We start from the raw sequence: 17,275 nt of genomic DNA, 5'->3' as shown, positions 1-17,275 counted from the left end.
CTTTGTGAAATAGTAAAGACTCATTTTCTTACCTCCTCAATACATTTTTGTCTCCTATTTGTTATCCATTTACATAGTAAAATTCAACTTTCACATTTTCTTCACAAGTTTATCATTTTATATTTTTAAAGAAGAGTGTGTTTTTTTTATACAGGTATCTATTTTTTGTCAAAAACAAATCCATACAATTTTTGCCAATTATATACAATAAAAAATTACCCAATTTTTTCTCTTTTAGAATTTATTTCTTATATATAATCTTTCTCAACGCCGGGCCACAATACTCATGTGGAACAAGTTTAAATCCTTGTTTTATATAAAATTGTTCCTTTCCAACTTCTGCCAACAATTGTACACTTACACGACTTCCCTCACACATATTTTTTTCAATATACTCTAAAATTGAGTTCATGATTGTTGTACCTATCTTTCTACCCTGATATTCAGGTCTGACAACAACATCCACAATAATAAAATATATGCCGTCACCAACAACTCTTCCCATTCCTATTGCATTATCATTATAAAAAATTACAATTGAATAATATGAATTTTCCAAGGCTTTTTCCGCCTGTTCTTTACTCCAATTATTCCATCCTACTGATTTTCTAAGTGTATAATATGTTTCATAATTCAATTGATTTTCTTTTATTGTGTATTTCATAAATACTCCGTTATCTTATATTCCTTTACTCTCGTATGTTCACTACATAATATAATCAATTACAAATCTAGTTTTTTAACAATCTCCAACGTTCTGCTTGAGGCTAGCTCATTCCCATCCAATTTAAACATTGTTTCCTTGTCTACCCATTTGTAACCAATTGTTTCTCCTTCCTGTAAAACAATCGAGTCCTTTTCAAAATCCGCCTCACACAAATATACTACATAAAATGAATGGTGGTCATGACGAACAGCACGCCCAATCTCCTTCATTTCACCGCTTAAGCCGGTTTCTTCTTTTAATTCTCTAACTGCTGCTTCTAACTCATCCTCTCCTTGTAACGCGGAACCTCCTGCAGTCAATTTCCATTTTCCACCGTGATGTTTTCTAAAATCACGTTGCATTAGTAAATATGAGCCATCTGTATGCTTTACTACTATTTCACTTACAAGATGATACGCTCCATCAGGAATGGATTCGCCTCGAATCAATGTCTTATTTTCTATTTTATTAAAATTCTTATTGTATGCATCCCATAGTTCTGCCATTGTAGAACCTCCTTAATTTTAATTGTTTACATTACCCACTACAATTCAATAGGATATATTTCAATAACAAAATGTTCTTCCTCTATCTGTGTTTCAGGATGTGATTTTGCAATATCCAAATTGGAGTTCTACATATATTTGCTCTGCTCTTATAGATAACCTCTTTTCTTTGCTTCGCTAATTAACTTAGGTTGAATCAAAGGATATGTCCACTGACGTATTAAGTCATCGCTTAAAACTATCTTCTCGATTTCACTATGTATCTCCTCAAAAGAAAAAATCTCTGCTGCATAAAGCATTCCAAAAGATTCTTTTGCTGCATTTTCATTTACACGCGTTTTTCCTTTTACTGAATATACACAAACTGGTTTTATGTTAAAATCTACAGCTCCTGTTTCTTCTTTTAATTCTCTTACTGCAGTATCTTCAATTTTCTCACCGGTTTCTCTGTGTCCTCCCGGTACTTCAAATGTATCTCTTTCTTTATGCTTGCAAAATACCCATTTACCATTAGATTTTGAAATAATAACAGCAAATTCAAGTAAAAAATCATCTACTTCATCATAAAAATTTACTTCAATCATTTCTTCCCTCTTTTCCATTTATAATCTTTTGCTACCAGAATAGATTTATTTTTTTTTACTGCTCTCAATTCTTCCAGCATCACAGGCACATATTCTTCTATAAATTGGTCTAGCATATTTTTCTCCATGTGATGCAATTAATAACAATCTATCGTCAAACAAATAATAGATTAAAGTTCTTTTCTCATAATACTATCTTCAATTTCAACATAACCATTCTTCGGATAAAACTTCCATGACTCAAACCATTGTTCTTTAGGTTTACCTAAGTGTACAAGCGTAGCATCTTTTCCATTTTTCTTAACGTATTCTTCTGCGGTAGTCAAAAGTTTAGTTCCTATGCCGTTGTGTTTTTGATTACATTTCACAAACAAACGATGAATATAACATTCATTGGAATTATCAATCATTCTCACACCCACACTTCCAATAACCCTGTCATTTTCATCTATGGCAATCCAGAACATTCCGCCCTTATCCATATAACTTTTTTGGATATCTAACAAATCTTCATTCAGTCCCGGAACTCTTCCCAATGCATCTTTTGCTTCCAATATCATAAAAATAAGGTCATCTCTATACTTTTCTTCAAATGTAATTATTTTCATACTGTCTAACTAACCTGCACTTTCTTAATTTTTTCATTTCAAATTGAAAATTATCCACCATGGTCATAATTTTATAATAAAACTCTAAAGTGACAAAATTATCTTTTTTATCTCATCAACCTTCTCATCTAATTCTTTCGTCCCATCTATCACATAATCAGATGCTGGCAAAACATCTTTTAACATTTGAATATACGCAACTCTGGCATATTTAAGATACGTATCCATGTCTTGTCGAATCTCGTCTCCTGTAGCATTTTTCATATCTCTCAAAACTCTTCTAGCCATCGCAATATCTAATGGCGTATCTATAAAAATTGCACAATCAATATATTCCCTTAAACCTTCGTGACAGTATGCAAAAGGATAGTCTAATAACAAATAATCGCAGCCTGAATTTTTTATATCAATGACATCTTTAACCAACGGACTCAGATTCCACACATTATAATCCGCTCCCTGTTTCGTCCATTCATAATAATTATCAACTTCACCTTCAAAAGAATAATCGTCAAAATGCAAAACTTTAGTATTTGCGATTTGCTTTTTCAATTCGTTAACTATAGTTGTTTTTCCGCCTGCTGTCACAGCTGCAATTGCTATTGTTTTCATTTAATGATTTGCCTCCTTTAAACGCTTTCTTTTTTCTCTTTTTAGTATTTTCCTTATTCACCATTGAAAATGGAATATTCTTCTTTTGTTTTAACATTTGATCAAATACTATATGTTCTCTTTTCTTTTTTGCCATCTGAAACCTCCAAATTTATTATCTAGTTTTCAGATTTCCATTACTGATTACCTCCACTATACATTTTAATCTAACAACACTTTTATAAATACTCTATTTTTTATATAATTTCAAAATCGTCAATTTTCCCTTTTTTAACATAATCTATTATCTTCTCTACTTCCCCTATCGCTCTAACTCGTCCTTTTTCATTCGTAAACCAGGTTGTTCTTCTTGTAGAATTATCTTCACCAGGCAAAGAAACTATATTAACACCATCATCTCTAAAAACTCTTTCTGCTATCATAATACTTCGTCTCATATGAAAAGAAGATGTCACGATTGCAATGTTTGTACATTCGCCAAGCAAATTATTTTTAATCATCAATTCTCGCGATAATTTCATATTTTCCCAAGTAGTCATTGCCTTGTTTTCAACCAAAATATCCTTCTTTTTAATTCCAAACTCAATTGCTTTTTCTTTAAGATAGTCAGCCTCAACCATATTTGCATTTCCGATGTTGCGTCCACCTGACACTATTATCTTTGATACTAATCCATTTTTATAAACCTCTACCGCATATGGAAGTCTATATATATGTGCCTTGCTACTTCTGCCATTTCTCATATGCAGCATTGACTCAGCCTTTCATTACTTTCTAATCCACCGCCTGTAATAAACCACTGATTGGTATCTAATTTCTGATATGTTCCTATATATGCAAGAGCAAGTATGTCCTTCCAACCTTCTACTATTTCTTCCAACTCATAAGAAGTTCCTTTTCATTTGTATCATTATCAATACTTTCTGACTGAATCACAAAATCTTCTCTTTGATAAAATGAAATTGTTTTGTAATTTTTTTGGTACGCACTTAAATGCATTTCCTCTTTTAATTTCTTAACATAATTCAATAACTGTTTTCCTATACCTTTTGACCTCATATTCTTTTCAACAAAAATTCCTTCTATATAATCTTTGTTTAATCCTATAAAGCCACTTATTTTTCCTAAATTTTCATATACATATATTTCCGCCTGAGGAAGTATATCCTTAACCATTTCAAAATTATCCATCCAATATTTTTCTGGAATAAAGCTATGTACTTCTACATTTGAATCAAACCATATTTGCATAATTGATGGTAAATCATTTTCTCTGAATTTTCTAATCATATAAAGCCCTCATGTTTATAAAAGTATGTTTTTTATTTATATCCCATTGTCACTCTTACTTCATATGTTTTTTCTTTACCTATTAACATTTCTAATAATGTAAACGCCACCTTAGGCGCTGTTTGAGGACAATACGAAGTTATAATATTTTCATCAACTACAACTGGATTATTTTCAACAATCACTCCATATTCAGCCAATTCAATTATATCCATTATCTAGCCATATAAAATCACCTTCAAACTATATTTTTTTGAATTATAGCTTGAAGGTGATTATTTTTAAAATTTAATAGTGACTGTGATATCGGATGGAAAGGTGACCACATTGAAATCTGCCATATCGACAACTATGAAACTCTTAATAAAAATAAATTTGTTATTTAATTTCATTTTGCGGTTAAATAGTATTATTTTTTTGTCTTTACCTTTATCGTCTTGGACCAAATTCCACCAATTTTCTTATATCCTTTTAGAGTGGATACGTCAGTTGTAATACTATATCTTATGTAGTAAGTTGTGTTAGGCTTTAGCTTTTTAATTGCCTTAAGTCCACCACCCTTTTTATCCCATACAGTTTTAGCATTCTTAAATGATTTATTTGTTGAATATTGAACAATATCAACAGGTATCAGCATTTTTTCAAAGGATATCTGTTTTTTCTTTATATTAAGACGCTTCTTTTTCATCTTTGGTGGTCTGTTGTCCAACGAAAGAACTATCTGTGTAGCTTCTGTTGCTCCTGTTTTATAATTTGCTGCAATATTCACCAGAATAGTATTTCTGTTATTTTTAAAATAAGATCTGTTTACAGTAATTGATGTTTTCTTATAATCGGTCTTTTTAAAGAAAGCTTTCGAGTTTTTCCCAATACCGGTATATGTAATGTTATAACCTGTACATCCAGAAGACTTAGACCATGACAATACATATTGATTATTTTTTACATTGCTTACTAAAAGATTTTTTACTTTAGTTTTATTTTCAACCAGCTCTACATCTGTCAGATATTGTGTTCTAACATAAGCTCTTTCACTGTTAAACCATACCGTGGTCCAATTTGAATCACTTTCATTTGGCAACGTTTCTATCTCTGCATCTGCCTGAAGAAGTCCTACAACATTGTCATCATTCGACTCATCCTTTGATTTTCTAACACCAATTTCCTTTAATGTTTTCAAGTTATAAACTTTTTTCATTACAGCGCCCTCTGGCACTTCTGTTCCATTTTTGTAAAGGTTTATGTACTTACTTTTTACATAATAGTAACCATATCCGTTCATTAAATAGTTGATACTGTTGTCCCCCTGGAATATAACTTTGTAATACAAATCATCTGTATCTGATGTATTAGAATAAAGTCTTCTCGTAGTAACTATATATATTTTTTGATTTATTCCTACTCTATATACATCACCACTATCTGCTGTTCCCGGTATTGGACTAATCCCAATAAATCCACATGTTACCTTTCCGTCAGCAACCTTTGTAATGTTTGTGCCTTCCGGTATACGGTTATATTCTTTGTCAAGATCAATCCAGACATTGCTTCTGGATGTTCTATAAAATCCAGGTGGATGTGAAGCTTGTAATAAATACTGGGCACACATAACAGGTGCTCCTGTAAAACTTTTATATCCATTACTCCAAAAAGTAACAGTATTCTTATCATATTCTACTACCTGTAAATTAGCTGTTTCACTTTCCAGATACGCACCGTTAATCTATGTGAAATTTTGATATCCTATAACACTTGAATACAGCACCTTTAAATTTTCAATATTGTCCTGTGGCAGATACTTAGGATCTACTGTTTTACCCTGAATCTTTGTTCCTGCAGGTACTACATCCATGGCAATATGATTTTTCCAATGTGCCACATTGTCAGGACCAACCAGATATGCCCTACCTATTACTTTTATATTTGGACATGCCTGATTAATAAATTCTGTATGATATCTTGACACATCTCCCAGTGCATAGACAGACTCTCTCATACATCTCATTCCAATAAGAAAAACTGCAAAAAACAGAAAGCCACCAATCATCATCTTAAAATGCCTTTTGATTTTGCTCATACACATCTCCTTTCTCTATTTTATTTTTGTGTTCCGTTCACTAATGTCTTACATCTCATAATGCATAAACATTGTCTCCTTGTCTAATAACTATTAGATCACTTTTATGCTACTTTTTCATTAATATTTTCTACATCAGGAATGCTATCTTTTGTGGTTTCAATAATTTTACAAAAATTGTCCATTAAATGTGACAGCCATTTATCTTCATATCGTGCTTCTGTAATATCATTTGTTTCTATATTAATAAATATCCTTATAAACTGGAATTTAGCGATTTCTTTTTCCGGTATTCTCTGTCCCACGGATTTCCTCATGATAGAAATAATCTACGATCACTGGATGTCCCTGCGGGACTCTGCCATAAGGCATTTCATTATCCACAAAGGCACAATCATACTTCTTAGCCATTTTCTCAGCTTTTACTTCAAGTGCTTCAAAGTAGCTACGGTTATGCTTGTTATAGATCTCGTCGTAAAGTGGTACAAGATCAGGATATTTTCCGGCGATATAATCCATAATTATCTTTTTGAAACCGCCTCGAAGATTGAGATTTTCGAGCCAGAACAGATCGCACTGATCCTTTACCCGCTCAAAGATTGCTTCAAAATCCGTGATACCGGGGAATACCGGGGATACGAAACAGACTGTACGGATACCTGCCTCATATACCTGCTTCATAGCAGCGATACGGTGCTCAATGCTCGAAGCAGAATCCATATCGTTCTTGAAATTTTCATCTAGTGTGTTGATCGACCATGAAACGGTTACACGTCCAAGCTTCTTCAACAGATCAATATCCCGTACCACAAGATCCGACTTTGTGCAGATCAGAATATCTGCGTCACTGCCGATCAGCTGCTCCAGAAGTTTTCTGGTATTCCCGAATTGCTCCTCCTGTGGATTGTAGCCATCTGTCACAGAACCGATGACCACCCGCTGTCCGGCATATTTCTTCGGATTTTTAATTTCTGGCCAATGCTTCACATCAAGGAAAGTGCCCCATTCCTCCTTGTGCCCGGTAAAGCGCTTCATAAAAGAAGCATAGCAATACTTGCAGGCATGTGTACAGCCCACATAGGGATTGACCGAGTAACCGCCTACCGGCAGACTAGACTTAGTCATGATGTTCTTTGTTTCCACCTCACGAATGAGGATTCCATTCATTACTTCTTCCATGATTTCTGTACCTCTAACACTTTATTAAATTCTTCCGGCATTTCCTGAATCATATTTTCATCCCCTATGATAGGGACAAGGTCTTCCTTCATAAACACCGGAATGCCGAGCTTATGTGCCTGGTCCGTCAGAGACCATGCCCATTCCGGCTCCGTATGAATCTTCCTGCTCTGAGCTCCGGTCATGGTGCCGACAACGATCCAATTGATTCCGGAAAGGTCAACTGTGCCGGGATCATCGAATAACGGCTCAAAGGTAACATGGTAATGTTTTGCTCTGACGTTTTTCCGAAGGGCGTCGATACGCCACAGTTCTGCTTTCCTCGTCACCGTAACGCCAAACCATGCGTTTTCCAGATCGGTATCAAAATCCAGCAAATCAGGTCGCTTGGTAAGGAACAGGAACTGATGCTGTGGATTTTCACGGATCTTTGCAAATACCTCGTCTCTCCATTCCGGCTTCCATCCGGAGAGATCGCTCATGCCGGTAAGAAGAAAGTTCTGCGGACGTTTCTTTTCCATCATCTTGAGCTTACCCGGAAAGAATTCAGGGTCAGCGAAGTCATCAATCATATGCCAGCGTTTCACGTTGTTGCGGGCATAGCAATATGCACACCCCACTGTGCAGCCAATGACGATATTCATGTTCTGAATCTGATTTTTGATACAAATACTCATGACTTCTGCCACTCCTCAAGATTCTTTCTGATGCGGTCGAGGCATTCCTCAAACCGGGTAATTTCTTCCTCTGAAAAACCTTTGTAGTAAATACTACCCATCTCATCAGATACAGAATCGTACTCGCCCTTTAAGGCATGTGCTTTCTCAGTCAGAAACAGGAGTGTCTTCCTTTTGTCCGTTTCAGACTGAACACGGCTTATCAGCCCTTGTTTTTCCATTCTTTCCAGCATCGTAGTAAGAGATGTTATCGCTAATCCGCATTTAGTCGAAAGTGACCTGATTGAAATACCATCCTTCTGCCACAGCACATAAAGAATACGCCCCTGGGCTCCATTAAACGCATCAATATTCTTTTCACTGAGAATCTTCTCGAAAATCCGGTCTCCAAGCTGTTTTATTTTGGTGACAAGAAATCCTCCATTCATTTCCATACAAAAGCTCCTATATAGTAGTTTATCAAAAACATACTATATAGGAGCTTTATTGTCAAGAGTTTATATGTCTTAATAGGTAAATTCCGTTTTTTTCAATTCTCCAAACTGGAAGTTTCTTAAATAATATAATTAACTATTCCATAAATCAAATGGCATACCATAAATATTGAAATAGGTATAACAGCAATCATATTCTTTCTTTCAATAGCGAAAAACAGAAATACCAAGCATGGAAAAATAGTCAAACCCAATATAACAATGCCATTCGTCACACCTACATAATAAAATATCCAACATAAAAAATACAGTAGACAACAAATAATTGTGGCCATAATAAATCGTGTGATACTTATTTTTTTACGGTCTTGATTAATGAATATACATAACGACATTACCATTAACACCTGACATATAGATGCTATTACATCTACTGTTTTTGTAATTGACTCTCCCCTTAAAATATCATTCGGTGCTGGAACTGCGAACCAAATAAAATTGGGAATCATAATAATAATAAAAGTAATCAATCCCCATATATCAAAACCTATTTTGTATTTTTTTATCATCTCAACATCTCCAAAGATTCAAATTTAGCTCATTCTTATCTTTTCATAAATTTCTTCTGTTTCGCAATTTGCCCCGTCAAATTTAGGCCACGCATCCACATTATCGTTTCTTCTTCTTGTAATAATATGAATATGAAAATGCGGAACAGATTGACCAGCACTTTCATCACTTGCATTCAGTAAATTCACACCTTCGTACCCACATTTATCAACACAATAGTTGGCTACTTTCTTCACTGTGGACATCAAATGGCTAAGCGTATCTACATCACAATCTAGAATATTTTTAATATGCTTTTTAGGTATTGCAACCATATGGCCGTCAACATCTTTTGCAATATCCATAAAAACCATTGTATATTCATCTTCATATACTTTCAAACTCGGAATTTCTCCGTTTAATATCTTACAAAATATACAATCCATTTACGACTTACCTCCATAAAATTCAAAGTTTCTGTTCCTTACAAACTTCGATTTATCCATTTCCCTATTTTATTTCTCTCACAATAATACATTGCAGTTTCTAAATTTCCATATTTAATATTTTCCATCTCTTCTAACATTTTAAAATTTACCCGTCTAATTCCTTATTATCGTTAATAAAACTGGAAATTACTATTGCTTATTCTTTCTTCTATAAATTTTTCTTATAAACAGTTCATTATTTTCAGATGTTTCTACAATAGATATATTAAAATTATTGTCATCAAATTCTGGGAAAAAGACATCCCCTTGCTCTACATTTATATTAATCTCAGTAATGTACATTACGTCCACTAGTGGTATGGCTTCTTTGTATACTCCATAGCCACCGGCTATATATACATCTTTTCCTTTTGCAAATTCTATAGCCTCTTTTACACTAGATGCTGTATGAAGATTTTCACCTATATATTTTTTAGTATTCGAAATAACTATCGTTTCTCTATTTGGAAGCGGGCGACCAATTTCATCGTATGAATTTCGTCCCATTATTACAACATTTCCTGTTGTAAGTTCCTTGAATTGTTTTTGTTCTCCCTTTATTTTCCACGGAATTTTTCCATTTTTTCCAATAACATTATTTTTTGAACGGGCTACTATTAAACCTATCATATAAATTTTCTCCTTATATAAAAGTTTTTACGAGACTAATTTCCCTGGTTTACCTTTTCAATATAATAATCCAGTTTTTCTTTCATCCGTAATTATATGCTCAATTCCAGCATGTTCCTTACTAAGATATTCCTTCAAAAAAGTTGGAAATGCTTTGTATTTATCCAAATCTTTTATTGGTATCCAATGCATTGTTTCTCTTACTCCCTGGCTATAACTATCACTATTAAGCTGTTTTGTTCCTCTAGGCTTCATCAAATAGTACATTGACATTTCATGGCAATCCATTCCTTTTAAACTTCCCTGATTTTCATTGAAGAAATTTTCGTGAATAACTGCAAGACGGTCGATTTCATATTCTACACCTGTTTCCTCAAGCACTTCTCTTTTTACTGCGTGTTCAGATGTTTCTCCAACATGAACTCCACCACCGATTGAGTAATAATAATCGTCTATTTCATTTCCTGCAAATAGCACACAACCTTCTTCAATTATTATTGTTGCTGCACGATATCTAAACCATTTATTTTCTCTTGTAAATCCACAATCCTGCATATTCTTTCTCCTCTAATCTTATAATTGTGTATAGTTTTTGATTTGACAAAATACTTATAAACATAACTTTATAGATTCAACAGATATAGTATGCTATCCCTGTCCGGATAGGAATATGGTACTGGTAGTTCTTCTGAATTAATTCTTTTAAAACCAGCTTTTTCATAAAACCTATGTGAGATATGAGCAACCGCAGGTGTATCCAAAATTATATGCTCAATACCTTTGCTGTTAGCATACTTCAAAAGTTCATTGTATAATGAAAGTCCTACTTTCTGTGAACGAAACGCCTTCTCTACAAAAAATTTTTTCAAAACAGTACAATTTTTCTCCTTCAACATGAGTCCGATTGTACCAATTACTCTGTCATCGGATAAAGCAACCCAAAATTATCCTTTACAAACCGACATTCTACTATTTATTCCAAATCATAAGATTTTCTTTTAATTTTCTAATCGTATAAAGCCATCATGTTTATATAAGTATGATTTTTATTTTACATAATATATTACCATCGCTCACTTTCAATAGCAATTTATTTCCCTAGTAATCTTCTTTTTCGCGTAAAATATATGTGTTATATTATTTAAGCTTAAGTTTTATTATTTAACTATTATTTAAATTTTCTATTATTTAAAAATTGACCATTACCGCTTCCCGACTGTATATAAGGTGAAAGGAGAAACAATTCAAATTATGAGTACTCAGCAATTCGAAGAGAAATACTACAAGTACAAGGATCTTCTTTTCAGAATAATCTTCACATATGTAAAAAATCCAAATGACGCTGAAGATATTTTGCAGGAAGTTTTTACAAAACTTTATTGTAGTAACAAAGCTTTTGAAACAGATGAACATGAAAAAAGATGGCTCATTAGAATTTCAATTAATCTCTCCAAAAATCACCTGAAATTATTTTGGAATAAGAAAAGAGATATTTTTAATCATGAAGACTTACTGGGAGAATCATTTTCTTCAGAATATAATGATTTACTGCAAATGGTTCTAAACCTCCCTGACAAATGTAAAGCTCCAATGTATCTGCATTATTACGAAGGATATTCCTGTAAGCAAATTGGTGAAATACTTGGCTGTAAAGAATCAGCAATTAAAATGAGATTAAAAAGAGGACGTGAGCTCTTAAAAATGAATTTAGAGGAGGATAAACAGTATGGATGTTAATGAATATAAAAAAGTATATGATGAAATTAAAACATCTGAAAAAATCGACAACAAAATATTAAATTCTGTTAAGGATACAAAAAAGAAACATTCTTATCCGCGATTACTTAAAGTTGCTTCTATTGCACTAGCCTGTATTTTATTATCAAATGGCAGTGTTTATGCAATTAACTATATTTTACATATGGATTCACACGTTAAAAATAAGGTTATTAAAACTACAGAGAAAGAAACACATGAACAATATCTTATTAAAAACGGATATGACACTATTTATACTGATTCAAATTTAAAAAACATTAAGTGTGAAGATAAAGGTATTTCCGTCGAACTTGTGGAAACTGTAGCTGACAATAATATTGCATACGTTTATTTTAAGGTTGATTATGGAAAATGGGAAAAAACTGTAGAAGATATGGGCTATGATTTGGTTGATGTCTTTATGGACGTTGATTTTTATTGTACAAAATCTAATGGTAAACAAGTTGGTCTGTCATGGGCAACAGGATATGCTAATCATTATAAATCAGATGATACAAGTTACACTTACGGTTTTGATGTTGATAATGAACGTGATTTAGATTTTGAAAATATTACTATGGAAATAAAATCTTTTTATGCTACAGGTCATACAGTTTATTCTGAAGATGAAACTTTTGTAAATGGCAATTGGAAAATATCCTGGGATTTAAAACATGGTACTGAAGAACTTAGAAAAACATTTAATAGGGAAATTGATTTAGGCGAAAAATATAACAACAAAAAGGTTTATATTAATGAAATAATTATCACACCTATTGAATACACAATCTACTATTCATACCATAAGGGTGAAAAAAACACTTTACCATTAATAGATGTAATAGATGAACTTAATACCGGTATTGCAACATTAAATATTAAAGGTAAAGAAACCTCGCCTAAAGTTATTTCTCAGATTGATTCTGTAGAAAATGGCAGCAAACGTTCTAAATATACTGTATTCACCGGAGTTATTGGAAATCTTGATGATATTAAGTCAATAACTCTTCCGGGAAATAACACATTTGATATGACAAACTAAAAGCGTGAAAGTTTTTCTGTAAATCAAATATTTAAATATAATTAACAGCACCGGTAATTGTGATACGCACCCTACTTACTTGATTGGATGCATATTCAATTGACCGGTGACTTTCTTTTTAATATTCTCAAATTTCAAACAATTTATTACAACAAATTTTCAGGCCATTCGTCGCCTTCATCTAAGTTATTATCCATAAGCCACTTGTCTTCTACTGATATGATTTTTTTCTCATTATTTTCATTTACAAGTGTAACTGTCACCTTTGGCTTTTCACTTTCAGAACGTTCTTCACATCCATAATCGCCATCAAATATATGCTTAATTTTCCACATTTTATTACTCCGTTCCTTCAATTATTGTACCTGTCCACTTCACTCTGAATCCATGTCATAATTACATCTACCAAATAATCCTGCTGAATTCTGCTTAATTCTTTTCCCGGCTGAATTTTATGCCACTTTCTGATACACTCTCTGCAACATGTAGCTGTTGCATGCTGAGCAACAAACACCGGATGTCCTTTTGTTGGAGTTTGCTTTCCGTCATTTGGAATAAATGCAGGAGCTTCTCTTTTAAAAATAAATTCTCTTGCATGTTCCCTTATAGTTTCCATTCCCTTTTCATTTATGTAATCAATATCCTTTTGTTTTAAATGAAAACTACTGCGAAATTTTGAATTATTAAGTCTGCTAAATAGTTGTTTGTACCATTCTTCCTTTGTCATTTTCGAACTCCATTTATACAAATTCTTCTAATTATTAACTGCATATATTCATTTATCTTTTTTAACACGTGAAAATTATATATGCAGTTTTTAGTTTTAATCATTTATCATAAAATAATGTATCATCAAAACAAATATTACCAAAATAATTATTAATGCAATCATTGTTATTCCTATAAATACATTATTACTATTATCTCTACTTACAACATTATCCACATTTTCATTTGTAATATTTTTACTAGCTTGATTGTCTTCTGCTTTTCTAATTTCAACATTTATTAATGAAAATGAATCTGTTCTATTAATTATTCTTTGATAAAAATTTTTTACATATTGTACATCACTTTCGCTACATTCTGAATCTCCATTATTATGAGCTATATTATTACGTATCCATCTTATATGCTTAAGCATTTTATAATCGTATTGCCATGACTCAACAAGTTTGCTTTTCTCAAATGGTATTTGTTCCATTTCATTTACATACTGCGTAATTCCTTGATTGCTTCCCAGTAAATCTTTACATAAATTATCTAATTTTTTGTATTCTTCAAAAAATATAATTTCAATATTATTCATATTTTTATGCTCCTATATTTGTTTAATATAAAATAAACGATTAATTCAAATAGGATTTTACTACCTCAAAAACATTCAAATATCCATTTGCATACATATGCACACCGTCAATTGCATACTCTGTTTTTTGTTCTCCATTTTCATTAACGAGACCTGCATTGCAGTCAATATAATAGCATTCATATTTATTTGCGATTTCTTTCAAATGCTCATTGCACATTTGAATGTTTTCAGGAGTTCTAAGCTTCATCCATTGAATTGCCTCTTCTGTATGCCAAGGCAAATGTAAATTTGCAGGATAAAATGCCATTATATAAATTTCTGCATTAGGAATACTATCTTTTGTAGTTTCAATAATTTTGCAAAAATTGTCCATCAGATGTGACATCCACTTATCTCCATATCGAGATTCCGTAATATCATTTGTTCCTATATTGATAAATATCTTTGATGGTTCAAGGTCTAAAAGCAATGTATTAATGTTCTCCAAAAACTCATCTGTATTCAATCCACCAACGCCTCGATTATAAATTACCTCATCAAATCCTTTGCTTCTTGCAATTTCACAAATAGGAAACTGTTCCATCAGTGATGAACCTGTAAAAAGAATTTTCCCCTTTAATATGTTCTGATTTAAATAATCAAAATTTTTAATTTTTATCATCTGCTCATTATTCATTGTAATACCCTTTCTTTTTATAATTGATTTTTCCTTTATCAACTAAGCCGGCAAATTATATCGTTATATTTGTCTGTATGAATTTAGATTTATTTTCAATTCTGCCTCAGTATATGGTTCTTGTTCAATTGATGCTTCTTACGATAGTCTATTTCACAACAACTCTTTTTCCATTTTCAACTATAAATATCTGAAATTTACTTTAAATTTTTTCTTTATTCACTTTGTTATCAATAGCCTGCACCAATAATTTATATCTTTTCAATGTATCGGCATTCTTTCCACAGTACTCTCGTTTTACAAGTTCATTATTGCTATAATCTACATAAATATCATACAAATTAAATTGATCACTTGTTAAATCAATATAATGTTCGTTAATTTTATTGAAATAATGAGTACCACCGCCTGAAACTCTTATTTTATGAATTGTGCCTCCAAACATATCATAAACCAGCGTTGCTGTTATTGCACACTGTCCATATGTAGGATCATTTTCCTCATCATACTCTTTTTGACAGCTAGGATAGGCTGTTTCTCTACACCAAACATCAAGTAAAATTTCGAACAATTCATCAATAGTTTTTATCTTGCAATTATTTCCATTTTTTCTATGTATTTCTTTTGTGTATTCATTTCCGAAATATGAAATATTTCGTCCCGATTTTGTTTTAAACATTTTCTATTTCCTTTCTACTACAATATATTTATGGTTAATAACCCTTACAGCCAGTAAGGAATTATCCATCTTGTTGCTTAAGCTGTTAGAATGTAGGTAGCAATTGGATATCTTCTCCTTTCTTGGACTTCGCGTCCGTAAAAAAGACTGATAACCAGCTCCTCATTCGCAGCGTTCGTTTTATGCAGGTTGAATCGCCATAGGTGCATTCGTGTCACACCACAGTAGATCGAATAGGCAATGAGTAAAACTGATATTTATCCATTGCAATAATCTTAAGGAGTGACAAATTTATGAACGCAGTAGGTATTGATGTTTCAAAAGGTAAAAGTATGGTTGCTATTATGCGACCTTTTGGTGAAATTGTTTCCACACCTTTTGAAATCAAACTGACCCACGAAAAACCTTATTTCAGGTAATGGACGCTTTAATCAAGACCAAACCATAGGATGATCCTGTGTATCAGTTCTTAGACAAGAAACGTGCTCAAGGTAAACCCTATTATGTCTATATAACGGCTGGTGCCAACAAGTTTCTAAGAATCTACTATGGACGAGTGAAAGAATATCTTTCATCTCTTCCAGAATCCTAATTATAACTACGATTTTCAGACCAGCACTAGTGTGGTGGTTTTATTTTGATACCTAATTTTCAACCTGTATAAAATTTTCAATGTTCTTTAGATTAGCCTTGACTTTTTATTTGCAGGCTACTACAGACAAAAGAGTTTTTATTTTATCATTTATTTTTATTCTTTTTTTTGCAATATGAACACCTATTGAGTTATCTGTAGAATTTGGTCCACTTAAAGATGTGTCATAAAATAATAAGTTTGCATGCGAGTTATACAATTTTTCTTCTTTATCAAAATCATATATACAACTGTATTCATCTTTAAATCCTATTTGATTATACACTTCTACGATATTTTTATTAAAATTTTTGGGTTCATCCTTACTATTAGGTGTCCCAAAACCAGCAAGAGCCATACTAATAGACATTGATGCTAAACTTGCATTATATGATGATGAATCTTCACTAAAATAACTGTCTCTATAGTAGAAATCAGTTGTTGTACTATTTCCACCAGTTCCCATTTCAAAAGGAAATTTACCATTAACTGTAACTTTTTTATCCGAATAATCATGATCTGAAATATTTACATTTACGTTGTCTATTTTGCATATGAATCCGTAGTTTTTTAAATCAAAAAATGTATTTGCGTAACCAGCTCCATCTTGTGATGAATCATTCCAAGTACCCAATGTTTTATACTTGTTTACAGAAGTATAATCTCCTGTAATGATATGACCATATCCTTCTATTATGTTATGATAATTATTAGGTTCATCATACGCCCAATTATTAAATAAAAATTCTTCATCAATAATCCATGTCCATTCCTCATACTGAAAGTTTTCATATGTTCCAATCCAATAATTATTCATTAAATTTGCAGAATCTATTT

28 protein-coding genes and 2 pseudogenes are annotated in these 17,275 nt (G+C 32.3%); 4 read left to right on the top strand and 26 right to left on the bottom strand.

The annotated features are described in order from the left end of the window. Positions 1 to 241: 241 nt before the first annotated feature. From N5B56_RS13260 to N5B56_RS13165, 20 genes and pseudogenes are all read right to left on the bottom strand, one after another. Positions 242 to 664 carry a GNAT family N-acetyltransferase gene (locus N5B56_RS13260; protein ID WP_118565270.1) on the bottom strand — a complete coding sequence of 141 codons (423 nt, stop codon included), beginning with the start codon at positions 662 to 664 and terminating at the stop codon, positions 242 to 244. A gap of 59 nt (positions 665 to 723) precedes the next feature. Further along, a complete protein-coding gene (locus N5B56_RS13255; RefSeq protein ID WP_118565269.1) occupies positions 724 to 1,212 on the bottom strand; it encodes an NUDIX hydrolase in 489 nt (162 codons plus the stop codon). Positions 1,213 to 1,361: 149 nt separating this feature from the next. Further along, a complete protein-coding gene (locus tag N5B56_RS13250) occupies positions 1,362 to 1,796 on the bottom strand; it encodes an NUDIX hydrolase (protein WP_260979170.1) in 435 nt (144 codons plus the stop codon). Positions 1,797 to 1,966: 170 nt separating this feature from the next. Next, positions 1,967 to 2,404: a GNAT family N-acetyltransferase gene (locus tag N5B56_RS13245; protein ID WP_117910458.1), complete on the bottom strand. Its 438-nt coding sequence runs from the start codon at positions 2,402 to 2,404 to the stop codon at positions 1,967 to 1,969. An 84-nt stretch (positions 2,405 to 2,488) separates the two neighbouring features. Then, the gene (locus N5B56_RS13240) at positions 2,489 to 3,016 is read right to left on the bottom strand and encodes a nucleoside/nucleotide kinase family protein (protein WP_117910459.1); all 528 of its coding nucleotides are present in this window, start codon (positions 3,014 to 3,016) and stop codon (positions 2,489 to 2,491) included. Then, a complete protein-coding gene (locus N5B56_RS13235) occupies positions 2,961 to 3,152 on the bottom strand; it encodes a hypothetical protein (RefSeq protein ID WP_117910460.1) in 192 nt (63 codons plus the stop codon). The genes N5B56_RS13240 and N5B56_RS13235 overlap by 56 nt, the downstream gene beginning before the upstream one ends. A 100-nt stretch (positions 3,153 to 3,252) precedes the next feature. Beyond that, positions 3,253 to 3,768, bottom strand: a complete 516-nt coding sequence (locus N5B56_RS13230) for a YdcF family protein (RefSeq protein ID WP_118565267.1) — start codon at positions 3,766 to 3,768, stop codon at positions 3,253 to 3,255. Continuing rightward, complete coding sequence (locus tag N5B56_RS13225) at positions 3,756 to 3,896, bottom strand: hypothetical protein (protein ID WP_158574501.1); 141 nt, start codon at positions 3,894 to 3,896, stop codon at positions 3,756 to 3,758. Before N5B56_RS13225 ends, N5B56_RS13230 begins: the two co-directional genes overlap by 13 nt. After that, positions 3,884 to 4,306: an N-acetyltransferase gene (locus N5B56_RS13220; RefSeq protein ID WP_260979169.1), complete on the bottom strand. Its 423-nt coding sequence runs from the start codon at positions 4,304 to 4,306 to the stop codon at positions 3,884 to 3,886. The genes N5B56_RS13225 and N5B56_RS13220 overlap by 13 nt, the downstream gene beginning before the upstream one ends. Before the next feature lie 32 nt (positions 4,307 to 4,338). Continuing rightward, the gene (locus tag N5B56_RS13215; RefSeq protein ID WP_313958665.1) at positions 4,339 to 4,521 is read right to left on the bottom strand and encodes a hypothetical protein; all 183 of its coding nucleotides are present in this window, start codon (positions 4,519 to 4,521) and stop codon (positions 4,339 to 4,341) included. A gap of 194 nt (positions 4,522 to 4,715) precedes the next feature. Beyond that, positions 4,716 to 5,915 (bottom strand): hypothetical protein, encoded by a 1,200-nt coding sequence (locus tag N5B56_RS13210; RefSeq protein ID WP_260979168.1) that lies wholly within the window; start codon positions 5,913 to 5,915, stop codon positions 4,716 to 4,718. A 114-nt stretch (positions 5,916 to 6,029) separates the two neighbouring features. Further along, the gene (locus tag N5B56_RS13205; RefSeq protein ID WP_022087857.1) at positions 6,030 to 6,383 is read right to left on the bottom strand and encodes a hypothetical protein; all 354 of its coding nucleotides are present in this window, start codon (positions 6,381 to 6,383) and stop codon (positions 6,030 to 6,032) included. A 104-nt stretch (positions 6,384 to 6,487) separates the two neighbouring features. Then, positions 6,488 to 6,688, bottom strand: a complete 201-nt coding sequence (locus tag N5B56_RS13200) for a hypothetical protein (protein ID WP_260979167.1) — start codon at positions 6,686 to 6,688, stop codon at positions 6,488 to 6,490. After that, positions 6,654 to 7,562, bottom strand: a complete 909-nt coding sequence (locus tag N5B56_RS13195) for a radical SAM mobile pair protein B (RefSeq protein ID WP_117854893.1) — start codon at positions 7,560 to 7,562, stop codon at positions 6,654 to 6,656. The genes N5B56_RS13200 and N5B56_RS13195 overlap by 35 nt, the downstream gene beginning before the upstream one ends. Continuing rightward, complete coding sequence (locus N5B56_RS13190; protein ID WP_117910466.1) at positions 7,550 to 8,239, bottom strand: radical SAM mobile pair protein A; 690 nt, start codon at positions 8,237 to 8,239, stop codon at positions 7,550 to 7,552. The genes N5B56_RS13195 and N5B56_RS13190 overlap by 13 nt, the downstream gene beginning before the upstream one ends. Then, positions 8,236 to 8,673, bottom strand: a complete 438-nt coding sequence (locus N5B56_RS13185) for a radical SAM mobile pair system MarR family transcriptional regulator (RefSeq protein ID WP_117676378.1) — start codon at positions 8,671 to 8,673, stop codon at positions 8,236 to 8,238. The genes N5B56_RS13190 and N5B56_RS13185 overlap by 4 nt, the downstream gene beginning before the upstream one ends. A 593-nt stretch (positions 8,674 to 9,266) precedes the next feature. After that, the gene (locus N5B56_RS13180) at positions 9,267 to 9,668 is read right to left on the bottom strand and encodes an HIT family protein (protein WP_260979166.1); all 402 of its coding nucleotides are present in this window, start codon (positions 9,666 to 9,668) and stop codon (positions 9,267 to 9,269) included. Positions 9,669 to 9,860: 192 nt separating this feature from the next. After that, a complete protein-coding gene (locus N5B56_RS13175; RefSeq protein WP_022088784.1) occupies positions 9,861 to 10,340 on the bottom strand; it encodes a dihydrofolate reductase in 480 nt (159 codons plus the stop codon). A 57-nt stretch (positions 10,341 to 10,397) separates the two neighbouring features. Further along, positions 10,398 to 10,895, bottom strand: coding sequence for an NUDIX hydrolase (locus tag N5B56_RS13170; RefSeq protein ID WP_117910469.1), 498 nt, complete (start codon positions 10,893 to 10,895; stop codon positions 10,398 to 10,400). Between the two features lie 68 nt (positions 10,896 to 10,963). Further along, positions 10,964 to 11,272 (bottom strand): annotated as a pseudogene (locus tag N5B56_RS13165) (GNAT family N-acetyltransferase); the annotation flags it as partial. 319 nt (positions 11,273 to 11,591) lie between these two features. Between N5B56_RS13165 and N5B56_RS13160 the strand changes: the two are divergent. After that, positions 11,592 to 12,077, top strand: a complete 486-nt coding sequence (locus tag N5B56_RS13160) for an RNA polymerase sigma factor (protein ID WP_260979165.1) — start codon at positions 11,592 to 11,594, stop codon at positions 12,075 to 12,077. After that, positions 12,067 to 13,140: a DUF4179 domain-containing protein gene (locus tag N5B56_RS13155; RefSeq protein WP_260979164.1), complete on the top strand. Its 1,074-nt coding sequence runs from the start codon at positions 12,067 to 12,069 to the stop codon at positions 13,138 to 13,140. Before N5B56_RS13160 ends, N5B56_RS13155 begins: the two co-directional genes overlap by 11 nt. A 146-nt stretch (positions 13,141 to 13,286) precedes the next feature. Here the strand turns inward: N5B56_RS13155 and N5B56_RS13150 are convergent, their stop codons facing one another. The 5 genes from N5B56_RS13150 to N5B56_RS13130 all read right to left on the bottom strand — a co-directional run bounded on the left by N5B56_RS13150 (position 13,287) and on the right by N5B56_RS13130 (position 15,807). Continuing rightward, a complete protein-coding gene (locus N5B56_RS13150) occupies positions 13,287 to 13,475 on the bottom strand; it encodes a hypothetical protein (RefSeq protein WP_022088788.1) in 189 nt (62 codons plus the stop codon). 17 nt (positions 13,476 to 13,492) lie between these two features. Beyond that, a complete protein-coding gene (locus tag N5B56_RS13145; protein ID WP_022088789.1) occupies positions 13,493 to 13,867 on the bottom strand; it encodes a DUF4186 domain-containing protein in 375 nt (124 codons plus the stop codon). 96 nt (positions 13,868 to 13,963) lie between these two features. Beyond that, complete coding sequence (locus N5B56_RS13140; protein WP_022088790.1) at positions 13,964 to 14,449, bottom strand: DUF6548 family protein; 486 nt, start codon at positions 14,447 to 14,449, stop codon at positions 13,964 to 13,966. Positions 14,450 to 14,489: 40 nt separating this feature from the next. Next, positions 14,490 to 15,128 (bottom strand): GDSL-type esterase/lipase family protein, encoded by a 639-nt coding sequence (locus tag N5B56_RS13135; protein WP_260979163.1) that lies wholly within the window; start codon positions 15,126 to 15,128, stop codon positions 14,490 to 14,492. Positions 15,129 to 15,330: 202 nt separating this feature from the next. Further along, on the bottom strand, positions 15,331 to 15,807 hold the full coding sequence (locus tag N5B56_RS13130) for a YunG family protein (protein ID WP_260979162.1): 477 nt from the start codon (positions 15,805 to 15,807) through the stop codon (positions 15,331 to 15,333). A gap of 293 nt (positions 15,808 to 16,100) precedes the next feature. Between N5B56_RS13130 and N5B56_RS13125 the strand changes: the two genes are divergently transcribed. After that, a complete protein-coding gene (locus N5B56_RS13125; RefSeq protein WP_243003069.1) occupies positions 16,101 to 16,226 on the top strand; it encodes an IS110 family transposase in 126 nt (41 codons plus the stop codon). Next, positions 16,205 to 16,399: pseudogene (locus tag N5B56_RS13120) on the top strand (IS110 family RNA-guided transposase); the annotation flags it as partial. The gene N5B56_RS13125 and the pseudogene N5B56_RS13120, both read left to right, overlap by 22 nt. Positions 16,400 to 16,505: 106 nt before the next feature. On the opposite strand, the gene N5B56_RS13115 reads toward N5B56_RS13120, so the two are convergent. After that, positions 16,506 to 17,255, bottom strand: coding sequence for a C-type lectin-like domain-containing protein (locus tag N5B56_RS13115; protein ID WP_260979161.1), 750 nt, complete (start codon positions 17,253 to 17,255; stop codon positions 16,506 to 16,508). Positions 17,256 to 17,275 lie beyond the last annotated feature (20 nt).

It is taken from the genome of Eubacterium album (assembly GCF_025336545.1).
Lineage (GTDB): Bacteria > Bacillota > Clostridia > Lachnospirales > Lachnospiraceae > Eubacterium_U > Eubacterium_U album.
The sequence above is the reverse complement of the archived record's forward strand: the minus strand, read 5'-3'. Positions and strand labels throughout refer to the sequence as shown.

Coding starts and splice junctions, on each gene's coding strand:
- N5B56_RS13235 (WP_117910460.1), bottom strand. CDS start 3,152: ATGGCAAAAAAGAAAAGAGAACATATAGTATTTGATCAAATGTTAAAA.
- N5B56_RS13145 (WP_022088789.1), bottom strand. CDS start 13,867: ATGACAAAGGAAGAATGGTACAAACAACTATTTAGCAGACTTAATAAT.
- N5B56_RS13245 (WP_117910458.1), bottom strand. CDS start 2,404: ATGAAAATAATTACATTTGAAGAAAAGTATAGAGATGACCTTATTTTT.
- N5B56_RS13230 (WP_118565267.1), bottom strand. CDS start 3,768: ATGCTGCATATGAGAAATGGCAGAAGTAGCAAGGCACATATATATAGA.
- N5B56_RS13195 (WP_117854893.1), bottom strand. CDS start 7,562: ATGGAAGAAGTAATGAATGGAATCCTCATTCGTGAGGTGGAAACAAAG.
- N5B56_RS13220 (WP_260979169.1), bottom strand. CDS start 4,306: ATGATTAGAAAATTCAGAGAAAATGATTTACCATCAATTATGCAAATA.
- N5B56_RS13255 (WP_118565269.1), bottom strand. CDS start 1,212: ATGGCAGAACTATGGGATGCATACAATAAGAATTTTAATAAAATAGAA.
- N5B56_RS13135 (WP_260979163.1), bottom strand. CDS start 15,128: ATGAATAATGAGCAGATGATAAAAATTAAAAATTTTGATTATTTAAAT.
- N5B56_RS13215 (WP_313958665.1), bottom strand. CDS start 4,521: ATGGATATAATTGAATTGGCTGAATATGGAGTGATTGTTGAAAATAAT.
- N5B56_RS13250 (WP_260979170.1), bottom strand. CDS start 1,796: ATGATTGAAGTAAATTTTTATGATGAAGTAGATGATTTTTTACTTGAA.
- N5B56_RS13190 (WP_117910466.1), bottom strand. CDS start 8,239: ATGAGTATTTGTATCAAAAATCAGATTCAGAACATGAATATCGTCATT.
- N5B56_RS13205 (WP_022087857.1), bottom strand. CDS start 6,383: ATGAGCAAAATCAAAAGGCATTTTAAGATGATGATTGGTGGCTTTCTG.
- N5B56_RS13260 (WP_118565270.1), bottom strand. CDS start 664: ATGAAATACACAATAAAAGAAAATCAATTGAATTATGAAACATATTAT.
- N5B56_RS13240 (WP_117910459.1), bottom strand. CDS start 3,016: ATGAAAACAATAGCAATTGCAGCTGTGACAGCAGGCGGAAAAACAACT.
- N5B56_RS13150 (WP_022088788.1), bottom strand. CDS start 13,475: ATGTGGAAAATTAAGCATATATTTGATGGCGATTATGGATGTGAAGAA.
- N5B56_RS13115 (WP_260979161.1), bottom strand. CDS start 17,255: ATGAATAATTATTGGATTGGAACATATGAAAACTTTCAGTATGAGGAA.
- N5B56_RS13155 (WP_260979164.1), top strand. CDS start 12,067: ATGGATGTTAATGAATATAAAAAAGTATATGATGAAATTAAAACATCT.
- N5B56_RS13130 (WP_260979162.1), bottom strand. CDS start 15,807: ATGTTTAAAACAAAATCGGGACGAAATATTTCATATTTCGGAAATGAA.
- N5B56_RS13160 (WP_260979165.1), top strand. CDS start 11,592: ATGAGTACTCAGCAATTCGAAGAGAAATACTACAAGTACAAGGATCTT.
- N5B56_RS13185 (WP_117676378.1), bottom strand. CDS start 8,673: ATGGAAATGAATGGAGGATTTCTTGTCACCAAAATAAAACAGCTTGGA.
- N5B56_RS13140 (WP_022088790.1), bottom strand. CDS start 14,449: ATGAATAATATTGAAATTATATTTTTTGAAGAATACAAAAAATTAGAT.
- N5B56_RS13170 (WP_117910469.1), bottom strand. CDS start 10,895: ATGCAGGATTGTGGATTTACAAGAGAAAATAAATGGTTTAGATATCGT.
- N5B56_RS13210 (WP_260979168.1), bottom strand. CDS start 5,915: ATGTGTGCCCAGTATTTATTACAAGCTTCACATCCACCTGGATTTTAT.
- N5B56_RS13175 (WP_022088784.1), bottom strand. CDS start 10,340: ATGATAGGTTTAATAGTAGCCCGTTCAAAAAATAATGTTATTGGAAAA.
- N5B56_RS13180 (WP_260979166.1), bottom strand. CDS start 9,668: ATGGATTGTATATTTTGTAAGATATTAAACGGAGAAATTCCGAGTTTG.
- N5B56_RS13125 (WP_243003069.1), top strand. CDS start 16,101: ATGAACGCAGTAGGTATTGATGTTTCAAAAGGTAAAAGTATGGTTGCT.